Below are 16,724 nucleotides of genomic sequence, written 5' to 3'. Positions count from 1 at the left end.
TTGTCTCGACGGATACACAACGTCAGCTTCCACTAGTAGAGGAAGAGACAGGGAACCAACGGACAGAAATATACATCAAGAGCCATTAGCTCAGTTGGTAGAGCATCTGACTTTTAATCAGAGGGTCGAAGGTTCGAGTCCTTCATGGCTCACCATTTTTCTTACAAGTGGCCCGTTGGTCAAGCGGTTAAGACACCGCCCTTTCACGGCGGTAACACGGGTTCGAATCCCGTACGGGTCACCAAGTATTTTTATGAAATAAAAATACAAGTTTTTTATTTCATAAAAAACCTGTAAGAAAAACTCTTTACTATAGATTGTTTCACTGGACTCGTGGTGTAGTGGTTAACATGCCTGCCTGTCACGCAGGAGATCGCCGGTTCGACCCCGGTCGGGTCCGCCATTTTTTTCTCATAGTAATACTAAATCTTGGCTGGATAGTTCAGTCACGAGCAATGCATCGTGAAAAGGCAGCGAGTTGTCTCGACGGATACACAACGTCAGCTTCCACTAGCAGAGGAAGAGACAGGAAACCGACGGACAGAAATACTAAATCTTGGCTCGATAGCTCAGTCGGTAGAGCAGAGGACTGAAAATCCTCGTGTCGGCGGTTCGATTCCGTCTCGAGCCACCATTTTACTTGCAAAACAATTTACTATTCCTAAAACGATCATGACACAAGAGGCATGCAGCTACCGTTCTGCATGCTTTTTTACTACATTTTTTTAAAAGTTACACGTGCAGAGGGCCCCGCCCATAGAATAGATTAAGAAAATTCGCACGGAGGGGTGACAGGCATGGGGACGGTATACATCGTGCTGTACGTGGTGAGCTGTTATTTTATCGGCAACATTATGACGGGGTATCTGGTGGCCAAATGGTTAAAAGGGATCGACCTTCGAAAGGAAGGCACCGGCAATATTGGCGCACGGAATGCAGGGCGCGTCATTGGGCCATGGGGTTTTATTTTGACGCTTGCCGGCGACCTGATCAAGGCGGCAGCCGCTGTGCAGCTCGCCAAATCATTCGGCTTCTCCCCTGCCCTTCAGCTGGCTTCCTTTTTTATGGTGATTGTGGGGCATTTGTGGCCGATCACCCTGAAGTTTCATGGCGGCAAAGGCGTCGCCTGCTTTATCGGCGGAATTCTTGTGTTTGACTGGCGGATTGCCGCGGCTGCAGCAGGTCTGTTTCTTGTTTTGTTTGCGGTACGCAGGAGCTTGACCGTAGCGGGGCTGGTGACCTTTTTGGCCGTGCCGGTTGCGCATTTTGCGTTCCATCAAGTGCTTACCCTGGCCCTGCTGCTGCTGATCATTTCGGTGCTGGTGGTTTATGTCCAAAAAGAGGATTTGGCCCTGCGAATGACAGGGAAACCTTAAAATGGTCCTCCTTAAAGAAAAGGAGGATTATTCCATTTTAACTAGAAGTCTGACGTTATGGAGAATTTAGATATTGTGGTAAAATGAAGGGTAGACATGCCAAAAATTATCCAATCCAATGATCTATATAGATACTAAAAATTAACGGTTTCCAAAAAGGAGCGACTACCGGATGGACAAAAAGATTCTTGTAGTAGATGACGAGAGGCCGATTGCAGATATTCTGCAGTTCAATCTGGAGAAAGAAGGTTTCCAGGTCACCTGTGCGTATGATGGTGTATCGGCGATCGAAAAGATAGAGAGTGAGAAGCCGGACATGATTCTTCTGGATATCATGCTTCCGATGAAGGACGGAATGGAAGTCTGCCGTGAGGTCCGGAAAAAGTACGATACGCCGATTATCATGCTGACGGCGAAAGACTCGGAGATTGATAAGGTCCTTGGACTTGAGCTTGGGGCTGATGATTATGTAACCAAGCCGTTCAGCACGCGCGAGCTGATTGCCCGTGTAAAGGCGAACCTGCGCCGCCATCAGCAGGAGACAGAGCGTGAAGTGGATGAGAACAACGAGATTATCATTGGTTCGCTCACCATTCATCCGGATGCGTACCTTGTGACCAAGCGCGGGGAATCCATTGAGCTTACACACCGGGAGTTTGAGCTTCTGTATTATTTGGCCAAGCACATTGGACAAGTCATGACACGGGAGCATTTGCTTCAAACCGTATGGGGGTACGACTATTTTGGCGATGTCCGGACTGTGGATGTGACCGTCCGCCGTCTCCGCGAAAAAGTGGAAGACAACCCAAGCCATCCTCTTTGGATTATAACGAGACGCGGCGTGGGCTATTACTTACGAAATCCTGATCAGGAGTAGACAAATGGATAAGGTAGGCTTTTTCAGATCAATACACGTTAAATTTGTATTGATCTATGTTTTGCTCATTTTGATCGCCATGCAGGTCATCAGCGTTTACTTCATCAACAACCTTGAAAACAACTTAAAGGAAAATTATATCAGTGCATTAAAAAACAATCTGGATTTCTTTGAGTTTAACGCAGAGCAGAAGATTCTTGATGCTCAGCAGATGAAGGAAACGACAGAAGATGGCAACAGCAATTTGACAACGGATATCGCCCAGCTGATCAATGAAACCAAGGATGAAAACATCAAGTCCGTTCTTGTGTTGAACAAAGACGGTGTAGTCATTGGCAGCGACAGCAAGAATTTGATCGGCCAGGTCAGCACGAACAGCAAGATCAAGCTGGCTCTAAACGGAACCCAGGATCAATCCGAGATGTATGACCGCGCAACGAATCAGCGTGTCATTGTCTGGGCCAAGCCTATTATTGTCGGCAAGGATCAGCAAGTGGACAAGAATAAACAGGTTCTTGGCGCGATTTATGTCAAATCATCGATTGAGAGCGTGTATAAGCAAATCAGTGATATTAATAAAATTTTGACAACCGGTACCGTTATTGCCCTGGTAATAACCGCGATACTCGGTATTTTTCTTGCGCGGACAATCACACGCCCGATGGCCGACATGCGTAAGCAGGCCCTTGTAATGGCAAGAGGTGACTTTTCGCGTAAGGTACAGGTGTATGGCGATGATGAAATCGGTCAGCTTTCCATGACGTTCAATGACCTGACCCGAAAGCTGCAGGAAGCGACAGCCATTACTGAGAGCGAAAGGCGAAAGCTTCGTTCGGTCTTGACGTATATGACCGATGGCGTAATCGCCACTGACCGGGATGGGTGCATTATCCTTATGAACGACCGGGCTGAGGAGATGCTGAACATCTCACGCCAGCACGCACTCGGCAATTCCCTGCTGGAGCTGCTCCGGCTGAACGACCAGTATACATGGGACGAGCTGTACAATGAGTATGAGAGCATGCTTCTTGATTTCAGCACGGATAAGGTTCATTACGTACTGCGTGCGAATTTCTCTGTGATCCAGAAGGAAGGCGGACCGGTTAACGGTCTGATCGCCGTTCTGCATGACGTAACCGAGCAGGAGCAGATTGAAAATGAGCGCAGAGAGTTTGTTTTCAATGTATCTCATGAGCTTCGTACCCCATTGACCACCATGAGGAGTTATCTCGAAGCACTGGCTGAAGGGGCATGGCAGGATGAGAACATCGCTCCCCGCTTTTTGGAGGTAACGCAAAATGAAACCGAACGGATGATCCGCCTGGTGACCGACCTTTTGCAGCTATCCAAAATGGACAGCAAGGATTACAAGTTTAATTTTGTTCAAACCGACCTTGTCCAGTTTTTGCAGGACATTATCGACCGGTTTGAAATGCTGCAGCACGAGCACCTTCATTTTATAAGGAACCTGCCGGAGCGTAAAATTATGGTGCAGATCGACACCGACAAGATGACACAAGTGGTTGATAACGTCATCTCAAATGCAATTAAATACTCGCCTGAAGGAGGCTCCATTTCGGTATCTGCTTCCCTTCACGGCAGAAAAATAAAAGTAAGCATTGCGGACCAGGGGGTCGGCATTCCGAAAAACAACGTGTCTAAAATCTTTGACCGATTTTTCCGGGTGGACCGCGCCCGATCCAGAGATTTAGGGGGTACAGGCCTCGGCCTCGCGATTACCAAGGAAATTGTGCTCGCCCACGGCGGGGACATCTGGGCTGAGAGTGAATGGGGCCAGGGAACGACAATCCATTTTACCCTTCCTTTAAAAAAGGTAAAGGGGGAGTAACATATGCCGTGGAGAAAAATCTTCAATGCTATTAAATTTACCGTAAAGTCGGTTTACAAGAATTTTGAGGTAATCAAGTCGGTCGTGCTTGTTTTTCTGATTGCGCTGAGCCTTGTTCTCACTTGGAGCCTTTGGACGCTGAAACCCAATTATGCAGCCATTGAGGACACCCGGACGGTGAAAAAAGAAGAAGTGACGGATACGAAAAAAGTGACGGATGTGATCCGTCCGAGCCAGGTCATTTTTTATGACAAAAATTCGTACCGTGGAATGCCGGCTAATGACAAATTCATCTCTCGCATCAACCAAATGCTTGATAACACGAAGTTCTTTGATACGAAAACCCGCCCGTTTAACGGCGTGGATGAGGAATTGAGGCAGAAGGAATACATCGAAGTCGTCTATCCGACAGATATGACATCGGATATTTACAGCCAGATTTTCAATATGGCTTCATCCGGCGGTTCCTTTGCCATTCCTTCCGCGGACCGGGTGATCTTTTACAAGAAAGATACCAATGAGGTGGAAGCCCATATCATCTCCTATTCTCAAAGAAAGATGATTACGGCGAGCACCACCTTCCCGTTTGATTCGCTAAAAAATATCATCAACGATGCGAAAACGGGTGTATTGGAATACGAACCGTTTAATGTGGAAAGCGGTACGAATGAAGGAACACAAGTGTCGCGCCGTTTCTATTTTCCTAAGCAAAGCTTCACGCTGAATTCCTACAGCTACCTGGCCCGTACAGTGAATGAAGATACCATCGACCGGTACAAAAATGCGCTGTTCCCGGATCCAAGCACGGTAAAAAGCGGAAATACCGGAGACTATTATACCGATGAAAACTCGGCACTTGATATTAACCGCACGGCAAACCGCATTAAGTATACGAACTTTGCCCAGGAGCCGGATGAGGATATTACCCAGCAAACAAGAAGCCCGCTGTTTAACAGTGTGGACTTCATCAACAACCATGCGGGCTGGGGAAATCCTTACTACTTCTATAACTTGGACCCTTCGAGCGGATCTGTTGCCTTTCTTCCTTTTGTGAGGGGAATCCCGATCATTGGAGGCAATATGGAGATGCGGCTGGACTGGACAAACAATGAACTGAATGATTATCAGCGGTCCATGGTCGAGCTTGTGATCGATGAGAATTCATTTAAGCCGAGAGAGGTCCGGCTTCAGGGGGCCGAACAGATCAAAGCGGCACTGAAGGAATATGACATGTCCCTTGTGAACAAACTGGCCGTCGGATATGATATGAGCCATGAGAAGGGACAGGACAATGTATATCTGCTTAAGCCTGCGTGGTTTGTGAACTATGGCCCCAATCATGACTGGCAGCCATTGTTTCATGACAGCAACAAGCCTGGGGGAGAGAGCTGATGGATTGGAAAAAAACAAAAACCATTTTTATCTTAACGTTCTTGATTTTGAACATCTTCCTCGGCTATCAGCTGTCCCAGAAACTGGCGAAAAGCAAACTGGATACCATCTTTAATCCGACACTTGAAAAGCAGCTCGAAGACAACAACATCAAATACAAAGACAGTCTTCCAAAAAGCTATGATGGGAAGCAGACGCTTATCAGCGGACAGCGGGCACCATTCTCGGAAAACGAGATTAAGTCCAAGACAAGCAAGCTGAACAAGAACAGCACGGACACCACGCTTATTTTTGATCTGAAGAAGCCGCTGGAGCTGGATAAGGACGACCTGACCCGCGATGCGAGCCAATTTTTGAAAGATAACGTGTACCGTGGCAACGAATACCAGTTTTATAAGAAAGATACAAAGAATCGTAAAATCTGGTTCACGCAGGTGTACCAGGGAAAACCGATATTCTTTAATACCGCAGACGATTCGAGCCGTCCGAGCGGGATGGTCATGTTTGAATGGAATGACAAAGGCTACCTGACCCGGTACACCCAAACGTTTATTTCTGTCTACCGGCAGGGTACAAAGCAAGAAATCATACCGCCAATGAAAGCCATCGAGAAACTCTACAGAAACAACTATTTATCGATCGGTGATAAAATTCAAAAGATTGTCCTTGGTTACTATAGTCTGGCAAACGTGGAAAATGTGCAGGTGTATGCACCGACCTGGTCCATTGAAACCCAAAACGACCATTTCTTCGTCAATGCCACAGACAGTTCGGTGCAGGAAGTGGACAAAGGACAATAGAAAGGACTATACCCATGAGTTTGCAATTTAGCGTGCTGGCAAGCGGCAGTACAGGAAATGCGATATATGTGGAAACGGGGAAATCACGTCTCCTTGTGGATGCCGGCTTGAGCGCAAAGCAGATGAAACTCTTATTTGAAAAGGCGGGCTGCTGTGAGCTGGATCAGCTTGACGGGATTCTCGTCACCCATGAGCACAGCGACCACATAAAAGGGCTTGGCGTTCTGGCAAGAAAGTATAAACTGCCGGTTTATGCCAACGCCAAAACGTGGAAAGCGATGAACGGATTGATCGGTGAAGTAGATTCAGAGCAAAAATTTGAGTTTGAAATGGAAAGTGTGAAGACGTTCGGTGATCTGGAGGTAGAATCCTTTGGTGTGTCCCATGACGCGGCAGAGCCCATGTTCTACGTGTTCCATCATGAGGGGAAGAAGCTGACGCTCATGACGGACACCGGCTATGTCAGTGACCGAATGAAGGGGATCACAAAGCACAGTGACGCCTTTGTTATGGAGTCGAACCATGACATTAACATGCTGATGATGGGCCGTTACCCATGGAACATTAAGAGAAGGATTTTGGGCGATCACGGGCACATCTCCAACGAAGATTGCGGCTATGCGCTTAACGATTTGATCGGCGACCAGACAAAGCGCATCTATCTGGCTCACCTAAGCAAAGACAACAACATGAAAGACATTGCCCACCTGGCTGTAAAGCAAACCCTTGAAGGCAAAGGATTTGTGATTGGTGAAGATCTTCAGCTTCATCATACGGATGCCACAGTGCCGACTGAACTTGTATTGGTTTAGTCGGTTTTTTTTCTGTTTAAGCTCAAGAATTTAGGGCAATAACATAAGTGTGGAAAAGTGTGAAAAATTACCCATAATTTTTAAGCCGTGGTGCTAATTTTTTATAATTAAATTACATTACAGCACTTATTATACTCGTGAAAGGAACGGTGAAGCAGGAAATGGGCTATTACGATGATGATTATGAATCCGGTCCCAAAAGGCAAAAAGGAAACCGCGGCGGTTTTTTGCTGGCGGCCCTTGTGGGTGCTATCCTTGGCGGTCTGCTAATCTTATTTTCGGTTCCAGCTCTCGGTGGCATGGGGCTGCTGCCTGAGAATTACTCCAGTTCCAACAATAATGGAGGAGTAGAAGAAAGCGGCATAACGAAAAACGTGAAGGTCAATGTCACCGATAATGTGACAGATGCTGTCGCAAAAACAAGAGATGCCGTGGTGGAAGTCCTGAACATCCAGCAGGGCCAATTCTGGAACCAGGGCGGAAAGCAGCAGGCTGCCGGTTCAGGCTCAGGCGTTATTTATAAAAAAGAAGGCGGAAAAGCGTACATCGTAACGAATAATCACGTGGTAAAAGATGCCTCCCGTCTCGAAGTGACCTTGAGCAACGGATCGAAGCTGAAAGGGACACTTCGTGGAACCGATCCGCTGATGGACCTTGCGGTGGTGGAAGTGGACGGAAGCAAAGTGAAGGATGTCGCACAATTCGGTTCCTCAAGCTCATTGAAGCCGGGTGAACCGGCGATTGCAATCGGGAACCCGCTCGGTACGTTCCCAGGTTCTGTTACACAGGGTGTTGTCTCCAGTGCCGACCGTACGATGCCGGTTGATATTGATGAAGACGGCAACCCGGACTGGCAGGCGGAAGTCATCCAGACCGATGCAGCAATCAACCCTGGTAACAGCGGTGGTGCCCTCATCAATGTTGCAGGACAGGTTATCGGCATCAACTCCAGTAAGATCGCCCAGGAGGAAGTAGAAGGAATCGGGTTTGCAATCCCTGCCGATACCGCCAAGCCGATCATCAGTGACCTTGAGAAATATGGTGAAGTGAAGCGTCCGTTCCTTGGTGTAGGACCGATCCCGCTGTCACAGGTCAGCAGCTATCACCGTCAAACCACATTGAAGCTGCCATCCAGCGTGAATTCAGGAGTCGTGGTCATGGATGTTGAACCATTGTCACCAGCTGACCGCGCAGGCATTAAAGAAATGGATGTGATCACAGAGTTTGACGGCAAGAAAATCGGATCTCCGCTGGAGCTTCGTAAAGCCCTCTACAAGAAAAAGGTCGGAGACAAACTCGATATCACTTATTACAGCAAAGGCAAAAAGAAAAACGTCACCGTGAAACTGGCGATGCAAAAATCATCATAAGAAAGGGGCTGTCCAAGAAGTCTGGAAGTGGTTGATTTTCGTTCCAGGCCGCTCGCTTTTACCGGCGCGAGCGCCTACTTTCGCGGGGCGTGCGGTGAGCCTTACCGGCATGAACGCCTACCTTTTGGCGCAAGCGCCTGCGGGAGTCTCACCTGTCACGCACCTTCCACTACAATCAACTTTACATGGAGGCCTTTTTCTCGCAAAAGGGCTGTGTGAAGGTCAATTTTTGACTTTCACGCAGCCCCTTTTTTTGTCTATAAAATCAACAGAATAGCAAATGGTAGCTTTGTGTTAAAATATCAGGAGAGTATCTTGTGGATAAGGAGAAATGATTTTGAAGAAATATTGCTGTGATGAACATGTGGATATCGGAATCGACGAATTGATCGATGAATTGGAAATTTACCCGAACCTGGAATTATTAACAGAAGGAGAAAAGTTATCAACAACCTGTACATATTGCGAAAAAAAGGCCATATATAAAGTATCGAACGAGTGATCCTATACTAAATGTGGATAGATTTTGTGCATATGTGGATAACTTTTGTGGATAAGTTGTTTATAAAAGGAGTTTTCCCCTGTGAATATCTTAGTTGTAACGGTTGGCAAACTGAAAGAAAAGTATTTAAAAATGGGAATTGACGAGTATGTGAAACGGCTTGGACCCTACGCAAAAATCGACATTGTCGAAGTAGCGGATGAAAAAGCACCCGAAAACCTGAGCGACCAGGAAATGCAGCTCGTCAAAAAAGCAGAAGGTGACCGCATCCTGGCCAAAATTCCGCAGGACGCCCATGTCATCGCCATGGCGATTGAAGGAAAGCTGATTTCCTCAGAAGATTTGGCGAAAAACCTCGATCAGCTGGCCACCTACGGAAAAAGCAAAGTGGCCTTCGTCATTGGCGGCTCACTGGGACTCAGTGATGAAGTGATGAAACGGGCGAATGAGAAGATCTCGTTCGGAAGGATCACCTATCCACATCAGCTCATGAAGCTAGTGCTGGTAGAGCAGATATATCGGGCGTTTCGGATTAACCGGGGGGAGCCTTATCATAAGTAGCAGTCCTGACTGGCCTTTTCCTTTTCTCTTACTTCGCACCCCATAGATTAATAACACCTTTAAAATTCAAAGAAAAACAGCACCTTGATTGTCACTCAATCGGGTGCTGTTATCTTTTTTTGACTCTTTTCGCCAGCTGGGTAATAGTTTTAATGTCCTGGTCGGTTAAGAGGGATAGGAAATGTTTTTGTATGGCCTTTGAAACGATGGGACGTTTTCAATAAGAAAAGATGAAACCTTTTTGAGTCTTATCCGTTTATGCAGTAAAGAACAAAGAAATAAAGAGCCAAAATCGTAATAGATGGGGAGAAAAAAAGTGGGGTCTATCATTTTACAAGCAGGACAATACATTTACGATATTTATTACTGGTTGATGATCATATTCATTATCGGTTCCTGGTTCCCTCAATTTCATGCAACCACGATGGGAATGTGGATTGGTAAACTAGTGGAACCTTACTTTGGGTTATTTCGGCGCTTTATTCCGCCGCTTGGTGTCATTGATATATCGGTGCTCATCGCCTTAATTGCTTATCGATTCTTAGGGGGTTTTGCTTTGGCTGGCCTGGGCCAGGTTGTAGGCATGTTTTCATAAATGCATGAAAAAAAGAGCTGTTCTGCAGCTCTTTTTCTTTAGTTTTTTAGGCAGCCTTCTTATGCACCTTCTGCTCGAGGCGAAAACTTTGGAACCTGCTAAAATAGCAACCAAGACCACGCGTCCATTTAAACACTTCTCAGTGAGTATGCTCCAAAGACTGAATTTGATAGCAAGCCTTATTTGCTCAGCCTTCTCAGAATTACCGTTAATACTAATATTTCCCCCAATCCTCCGCTGCCACCTCTACCTTAGGCGATAATTCCTCATAAGGAACAGAATTTTTCAAACGCTCTTTGAAAGACTGATTCAACTCTGAGTCAGTACAAAAGAAAAGCACCTTTTGTATTGGAAGATAACTCCAAAAAGATGTAAATTAATAAGCATTATCTGATGAGCCATAAATACATTTTCCAAAAGACCAAAAATATAGATTCTGCAAGTGGAGCACAAATTGTTCCTCAAATTTTTATTTTCCCAACAGTTCACACTCAGTTCACATTCATCCTTTATCATTACCTTCATAAATCAGTTACAGAGTAGAAGGAGGATTCACATTGAATCAATTTACCGATAAAAGAATAGATCATAAAGACTTGGCTGTGGAAGCGCATGGTTTGGTTAAGGTGTTTGGAGATAACCGTGCGGTGGATGGTGTGGATTTAAATGTTCGTGCGGGCAGCATCTATGGCGTGCTTGGCCCCAATGGAGCGGGGAAAACGACGACAATCCGGATGCTCGCAACCCTGCTTAAGGCGGATGCAGGCTCAGCAAAAATTTTCGGCTATGATGTGGCAAAAGATCCGCAGATTGTTCGCCAGTTGATCGGGGTGACGGGTCAGTATGCGTCCGTTGATGAGTCACTCAGTGCGACAGAGAACCTGGTCATCTTTTCCCGTTTGCTGGGGCTGAGCCGGGCAGAATCCAAGCGCAAAGCGAAGGAATTATTGGAGGAGTTTGGTCTAACAGAAGCGGCAAAACGTCCGCTTAAACATTTTTCAGGTGGTATGCGCCGCAGACTGGATTTGGCTGCAAGTCTTATTGCCCAGCCGCCACTCATTTTTTTGGATGAACCTACGACAGGACTTGATCCGCGGACGCGTAACCAGATGTGGGATACGATCCGCCGGTTAGTAAAGGAAGGTTCAACAGTCCTTTTGACGACGCAGTATCTTCAGGAAGCGGATGAACTGGCCGACCGAATCGCAGTGATTGATCATGGCCGGGTTGTGGCAGAAGGTACAGTGAATGACCTGAAAGAATCAGTCGGCACCTCCTCCCTGCATTTAAGCATTCAAAACGAACAATCGTTGTCCAACGCCCGATTGATTGTGGAACGTGTGCTTAACGTCCAGTCTGCGGTAACAGCGGAAGGCGGAAAGATCACCGCACCGATGGCTGATGCGGACCGGGTGACGGATTTGTTGATCACTCTGAGAGAGGCCGGTATTAAACTGGAGGAACTAAGTGTGCAAAAGCCAACGCTGGATGAAGTATTCCTGTCGATCACGGGTCAAAATGCGGCATCCCATACACCGGTGAAAAAGGAGGAGTTGGCATGAGCAGCACAACGATAAAAGCACCTCATGAACGAAAGCTTCGCAGGAAAACCAGCTTTCGGGAATCCGTGAGAAATTCGTTAACCATGGCTTACAGAGGCCTGCTTAAGATTAAACGTACACCCGAACAGCTATTTGATGTCACGCTTCAGCCGATTATCTTTACGCTCATGTTTACGTATATTTTTGGCGGAGCGATCTCGGGGAATGTACAAAACTATTTACCTGTTATCATTCCGGGGATCCTCGTCCAAACGGTGATCACCACCTCTATCGTGACAGGCGTACAGCTGCGGGAGGACATGGATAAAGGCGTATTCGACCGGTTTAAGTCGCTGCCGATCGCCCGTATCGCCCCGTTAGCGGGAGCATTGCTGGCGGATACCATACGCTATACGATCGCAACGGTACTCACGTTTTCCATGGGCTATGTGATGGGACTCCGTCCTGAGGGTGGATTAGGCGCAGTCGTTGTTGCCGGGCTTCTCGTCATCGTTTGTTCCTGGGCCATGAGCTGGATCTTTGCTTTCTTTGGAGTGATTTCACGTACCGCTTCAAGCGTACAAGGGATTTCGATGCTTGTTCTGTTTCCGCTCACGTTTCTCTCGAACGCCTTTGTGCCGGCAGAAACCATGCCTAAGCTGCTTCAATGGTTTGTGAAAATTAATCCCATCTCGCACCTGGTGACCGCTGTACGAGAGTTAACCAACTCCGGAACAGTGGGATGGGACTTCACGATCTCCCTTATTGGAGCGGCCGTCATCGTAGCGATTTTTGCTCCGATCACCGTTCGTGCCTACATGCGGCGTGCATAGTGCATAAAGAATGGAAATGCTAAAATAAAGATCAGCGAATAGGTGAGAACTACCCTTTGAAATGGCGGTTCTCACTATTTTGTTATAAAAGGAATGAAAACCATGGCAAAAATATTAATTGTAGATGATGACCCGCATATCCGGGAATTAATCCATGTCATTCTCGCAAAAGAAGGCTTATCCACGGTAGAGGCAAATGATGGGGAAGCCGCTCTTTCCTTGCTTGAGAAACATAAAATAGATCTGATCATTCTTGATATCATGATGCCGAATATGGATGGTTATGCATTTTGTCAGGAAGTACGCACCTATTATTCGGATAAGCTTCCGATTTTAATGGTAACGGCCAAAGGAGAAACCGCTCAAAAAGTTAAAGGATTTGACCTTGGTGCAGATGATTACCTGGTGAAGCCTTTTGCCGGAGCGGAACTGGCCGCACGGGTGAGAGTCCTGCTGAAACGGTATCAGATTAATCTTTCCAACCGGATTGAAATTGGCGATGCGCTGATCAATCGCGACACGAATAAAGTCCTACTGGGCAAAGAGTCCATTGATTTGCCGCTAAAGGAGTTTGAGCTTTTATTTATGCTCGCCTCTCATCCGCAAAAAATCTTTTCCAGAGAACAATTAATTGAAGACATCTGGGGCTTTGACTACGCCGGTGATGAACGCACAGTGGATGTCCATATTAAGCGATTGCGGCAGCGGTTTTCCGATGGGGATTGTCCGTTTAAAATCACCACTGTCCGCGGACTGGGCTACCGCCTGGAGGCTGGCTCATGAAGCTACCGGAATGGTTAAAACGAATCTTCGGCTTTCTGGCTGTTATTATTGCCTTATTCATTAGCTGGTCTTGTGCCTATTGGCTGACTGGTTATGTTTACGGACGATTTGATGTTGTCCCTCATGAGTTTATAAGACAGGTTAGTAATTCCTTGCTGGGGTTTTTTATTTTTGGATGTGGTGTCTATTTGATTACCCGAATACCCTGGGTCAGGGCCCGTCAGGAGAAATTTCTGCATCCCCTGATTAACGCCATGAAAATGATGGCTGAAGGAAACTTTAATATCGATCTCTCCTTTTATACGCAGCAAATGGGCGGCGGCCGCAACGAGCACCCTTATTCCAGAATCGTTGAGAGCATTACCGAAATGGCGGAAAAGCTGGGGAAGATGGAAGAAATGCGGCAGGAGTTTATCTCGAATGTTTCCCATGAAATTCAGTCTCCTCTAACATCCATTATGGGATTTGCCCATGCGCTCAAGAACGAGAATTTGGGCCATGACGAACGCAAACACTACTTGGACATCATCGAAACCGAAAGTATACGGCTTTCCAGATTAAGCGATAATCTTTTAAAGCTCACTTCATTGGAGTCCGAACACCCGCCCTTTGAGTTGAAGGAATACCGGCTGGATCACCAAATTCGCCGCATCATTCTGGCTAACGAACCGCAATGGTCAGAGAAAGAAATCAACATGGAGATTGACCTTGAACATCTGTCGATCACAGCGGATCAGGATTTAATGGACCAAGTATGGATTAACCTTATTCATAACAGCATCAAATTCACACCGGAAAAAGGGACGATTGCAGTAGAAGCTTTTAAAAAGGAAGACGATTTGCTGATCGTAGAAATTAAAGATACAGGAATCGGCATGAACCAGGAGGCACTCCTACATATTTTTGAGCGGTTTTATAAAGCCGATCAGTCCCGCCACCGAAAATACGGGGGCAGCGGACTTGGGCTTCCCATCGTTAAAAAAATCATCGATTTACACAACGGCAGTATACACGTTGAAAGCGAGCCCGGAAAAGGGACGAAGGTTACCGTGGAATTAAAGCCCAGACAGCTAAGTATCTAAAAAAACCATGGCTCAAATTTTTTGAACCATGGTTTTTCTTATGCTTTAAAAACTGCCCGCAAGGCTTTTTTCTTCTACAAAATTGATGGAAGTGATTAACTTTTTATTAATCTTCTTTCGATCTACTTCGTATCCGATACCGGTTCCTTGGGGAATATGAATGATGCCTTGATCCATCACCACTTCCGGGCTGATGATATCTTCCTCCCAATAATGCTGGGAAGGGGCGGTATCCCCTGGAATCGTGAAATTAGGAAGGGTGGTGATTTGTATATTGTGCGCCCGTCCAATTCCGGTTTCAAGCATTCCGCCGCACCATACAGGAATATTGTGTTCCTGGCACAGATCATGAATTTTAATGGCTTCTCCCAGACCGCCAACTCTGCCAATTTTGATATTAATAATACGGCCACTGCCAAGTTCAATTGCTTTTTTTGCCGTTTCAAAACTATAAACGCTTTCATCCAGACAAATAGGAGTCTCTATATTTTTTTGGAGATGGGCATGATCAATGATGTCGTCGTGAGCCAGAGGCTGTTCTATCATAATTAAACGGTAATCATCCAGTTTCTTTAAATCTTCCATATCTTTAAGGGAATAGGCAGAATTGGCATCTGCCATTAAAGGAATGTCGGGAAATTTTTTGCGTACCGCATTCAAATATTCGGAATCGAACCCTGGAGCTATCTTCACTTTAATTTTTTTAAATCCTTCATTTACAAACTGCTCCACCCGATCAACAAGATGGTCAGGAGTTTTCTGGATGCCGATGCTCTTTCCTACTTCAATCTGCTGCTTTACACCGCCCATTATCTCATATAATGGCTTTTCATTTTTCTTTGCGAATACGTCCCATATGGCTGTTTCAATGGCCGCTTTTGCCATATGATTTCTCTTGATGAATTTAAACTGATTAAATACTTCATTAGGATGGGTGATGTCCCGGTTCAACACGGCCGGAATAAGAAACTTCTTCAAGGTGTGAACGGCCGTAAACGTTGTTTCCTCATTGTAGTCAGGGTCATTGCTGGTTACCGTTTCTCCCCATCCGGATATACCGGATTGATCGATCACTTCAACGATACAAACTTCTTTTGATTCCATGGTTCCAAAGCTTGTGGTAAAGGGGGTTTTTAAGGATGCATCAATAATATGCAAGATCACTTGACTGATATGAACAGATTCCATTTTATCAATCCTCCACGCTATGTATTTTCAAAATTTCGGTGAAAATTTTAATCCCATTGAATAAGGAATCGACCTCAAACTGCATGTCAGGGTGATGTAAGCCAGGCTGCAGGTCACAACCTAATCCAATCATGGTGGCCTTCAGGCGGGGGACATTGACTTTATAATAATGAAAGTCATCTCCTCCAGGAGTGATGATGCCTTCTGCGAGCTTCTCTGAACCTAATACCTTTTCAATGGCCTTTGCTGCAATTTCCTGGGCGCCTTCGCTCGATTCGGCAGCGACAATGCCGTAATCGTCCGTAATATGAATGGGGGTTCTGAATATTTCCTGCGCATTGTGAATAATCTCAAGCACTCGTTGATGCAGCTCCTTCATGAGCCCATTCGTTTGGGCCCTCATATCAATGGCCATAGAGGCTTTGCCAGGAATAATATTGGTATTCTTTCCTCCGGAGATAAACCGTGTGACCTTGGCTGAGTGTGGAATCGTAGGATCAAAATACAAGGAATGAAGGGCGTTCATAATATAGGCGCCGATTTCAATCGCATTTTGGGTTAAATGCGGTCTTGCGCCATGGGCATCTTCACCATCAATCTCAAATTGAACTGAGCGGGTTGCACTATGGATAATAGCGGGAGAGGCAAAGCCCGATCTCAGCTCTTGGATCGGACGCAGATGGACACCATATAAGTAATCCACCTCATCGACAACTCCCTTTTCAACCAGCTTTAATGCTCCTGCTCCAACTTCCTCTGCCGGCTGGAAAATGAAGCGTACACCAATCCTTTTTTTAAGCAGCTCATTGTTATTGATGCTGTAGAGCACCCCTAAAACCAGTGTCATATGAGCATCATGCCCACATGAATGATTGGCCTGCATTTTACCGTCCACTTCTTGGTATAAGGCATCCATGTCCGCACGAATGGCGATAATGGGGCAATCTCCGCTGAAATTGCCGATATCTCCTACCACACCGGTGCAGTCATCGAATGTAATGACCCGGTGACACCCCGCGTCTTTTAGCTTTTGCTCCACGAATTTCGTGGTTTCTTTCTCTTCCCAGCTAAGCTCTGGATGTTTATGAAGATGATCAAACGTTTCATAGATTTTCTCTTTAAACGTGTCCGATGAAGGTCGAGTTTCAGTTTGCATCATGGCC

16 protein-coding genes and 4 tRNA genes are annotated in these 16,724 nt (G+C 46.1%); 18 read left to right on the top strand and 2 right to left on the bottom strand.

Going from position 1 to position 16,724, the window contains the following annotated elements; translation table 11 throughout:
* Positions 1-79 precede the first annotated feature (79 nt).
* The 18 genes from BLT53_RS21365 (at position 80) to BLT53_RS21280 (ending at position 14,373) form a co-directional block, all read left to right on the top strand.
* A tRNA-Lys gene (locus tag BLT53_RS21365) sits at positions 80-155 on the top strand.
* A 14-nt stretch (positions 156-169) separates the two neighbouring features.
* A tRNA-Glu gene (locus tag BLT53_RS21360) sits at positions 170-244 on the top strand.
* 83 nt (positions 245-327) lie between these two features.
* A tRNA-Asp gene (locus BLT53_RS21355) sits at positions 328-403 on the top strand.
* 155 nt (positions 404-558) lie between these two features.
* A tRNA-Phe gene (locus BLT53_RS21350) sits at positions 559-634 on the top strand.
* Between the two features lie 163 nt (positions 635-797).
* Complete coding sequence (locus BLT53_RS21345; protein WP_090238486.1) at positions 798-1,376, top strand: glycerol-3-phosphate acyltransferase; 579 nt, start codon at positions 798-800, stop codon at positions 1,374-1,376.
* A gap of 172 nt (positions 1,377-1,548) precedes the next feature.
* Entirely contained in the window at positions 1,549-2,253 is a 705-nt protein-coding gene (yycF, locus tag BLT53_RS21340) for a response regulator YycF (protein ID WP_090238483.1), read from the top strand.
* 4 nt (positions 2,254-2,257) lie between these two features.
* Positions 2,258-4,102, top strand: coding sequence for a cell wall metabolism sensor histidine kinase WalK (gene walK / locus BLT53_RS21335; RefSeq protein WP_090238480.1), 1,845 nt, complete (start codon positions 2,258-2,260; stop codon positions 4,100-4,102).
* Positions 4,103-4,105: 3 nt separating this feature from the next.
* Positions 4,106-5,494, top strand: a complete 1,389-nt coding sequence (locus tag BLT53_RS21330; protein ID WP_090238477.1) for a YycH family regulatory protein — start codon at positions 4,106-4,108, stop codon at positions 5,492-5,494.
* The gene (locus tag BLT53_RS21325) at positions 5,494-6,294 is read left to right on the top strand and encodes a two-component system regulatory protein YycI (protein ID WP_090238474.1); all 801 of its coding nucleotides are present in this window, start codon (positions 5,494-5,496) and stop codon (positions 6,292-6,294) included. Before BLT53_RS21330 ends, BLT53_RS21325 begins: the two co-directional genes overlap by 1 nt.
* 14 nt (positions 6,295-6,308) lie before the next feature.
* On the top strand, positions 6,309-7,106 hold the full coding sequence (locus BLT53_RS21320) for an MBL fold metallo-hydrolase (protein ID WP_090238471.1): 798 nt from the start codon (positions 6,309-6,311) through the stop codon (positions 7,104-7,106).
* Between the two features lie 161 nt (positions 7,107-7,267).
* Positions 7,268-8,476: a S1C family serine protease gene (locus tag BLT53_RS21315; protein ID WP_090238468.1), complete on the top strand. Its 1,209-nt coding sequence runs from the start codon at positions 7,268-7,270 to the stop codon at positions 8,474-8,476.
* A gap of 337 nt (positions 8,477-8,813) precedes the next feature.
* Complete coding sequence (locus tag BLT53_RS21310) at positions 8,814-8,978, top strand: CxxH/CxxC protein (protein ID WP_425284731.1); 165 nt, start codon at positions 8,814-8,816, stop codon at positions 8,976-8,978.
* Positions 8,979-9,059: 81 nt separating this feature from the next.
* Positions 9,060-9,539 carry a 23S rRNA (pseudouridine(1915)-N(3))-methyltransferase RlmH gene (rlmH, locus tag BLT53_RS21305; protein WP_090238463.1) on the top strand — a complete coding sequence of 160 codons (480 nt, stop codon included), beginning with the start codon at positions 9,060-9,062 and terminating at the stop codon, positions 9,537-9,539.
* A 316-nt stretch (positions 9,540-9,855) separates the two neighbouring features.
* Positions 9,856-10,134, top strand: coding sequence for a YggT family protein (locus tag BLT53_RS21300; RefSeq protein WP_425284730.1), 279 nt, complete (start codon positions 9,856-9,858; stop codon positions 10,132-10,134).
* Between the two features lie 557 nt (positions 10,135-10,691).
* Complete coding sequence (locus BLT53_RS21295; protein ID WP_170834461.1) at positions 10,692-11,696, top strand: ATP-binding cassette domain-containing protein; 1,005 nt, start codon at positions 10,692-10,694, stop codon at positions 11,694-11,696.
* Positions 11,693-12,508, top strand: a complete 816-nt coding sequence (locus BLT53_RS21290) for an ABC transporter permease (RefSeq protein ID WP_090238457.1) — start codon at positions 11,693-11,695, stop codon at positions 12,506-12,508. Before BLT53_RS21295 ends, BLT53_RS21290 begins: the two co-directional genes overlap by 4 nt.
* 102 nt (positions 12,509-12,610) lie before the next feature.
* Positions 12,611-13,291 (top strand): response regulator transcription factor, encoded by a 681-nt coding sequence (locus BLT53_RS21285; protein ID WP_090238455.1) that lies wholly within the window; start codon positions 12,611-12,613, stop codon positions 13,289-13,291.
* Entirely contained in the window at positions 13,288-14,373 is a 1,086-nt protein-coding gene (locus BLT53_RS21280; RefSeq protein ID WP_090238452.1) for a sensor histidine kinase, read from the top strand. The genes BLT53_RS21285 and BLT53_RS21280 overlap by 4 nt, the downstream gene beginning before the upstream one ends.
* Positions 14,374-14,418: 45 nt before the next feature.
* Here the strand turns inward: BLT53_RS21280 and menC are convergent, their stop codons facing one another.
* Positions 14,419-15,561, bottom strand: coding sequence for an o-succinylbenzoate synthase (gene menC / locus BLT53_RS21275; protein ID WP_090238450.1), 1,143 nt, complete (start codon positions 15,559-15,561; stop codon positions 14,419-14,421).
* Positions 15,562-15,565: 4 nt separating this feature from the next.
* Positions 15,566-16,717: a M20 peptidase aminoacylase family protein gene (locus BLT53_RS21270; protein WP_090238447.1), complete on the bottom strand. Its 1,152-nt coding sequence runs from the start codon at positions 16,715-16,717 to the stop codon at positions 15,566-15,568.
* Positions 16,718-16,724: the final 7 nt, after the last annotated feature.

The sequence above is a fragment of the Fictibacillus solisalsi genome, from assembly GCF_900103485.1.
GTDB lineage: Bacteria > Bacillota > Bacilli > Bacillales > Fictibacillaceae > Fictibacillus_C > Fictibacillus_C solisalsi.
Note: the sequence above shows the minus strand (reverse complement) of the source record. Positions and strands in the feature narration are given on the sequence as shown.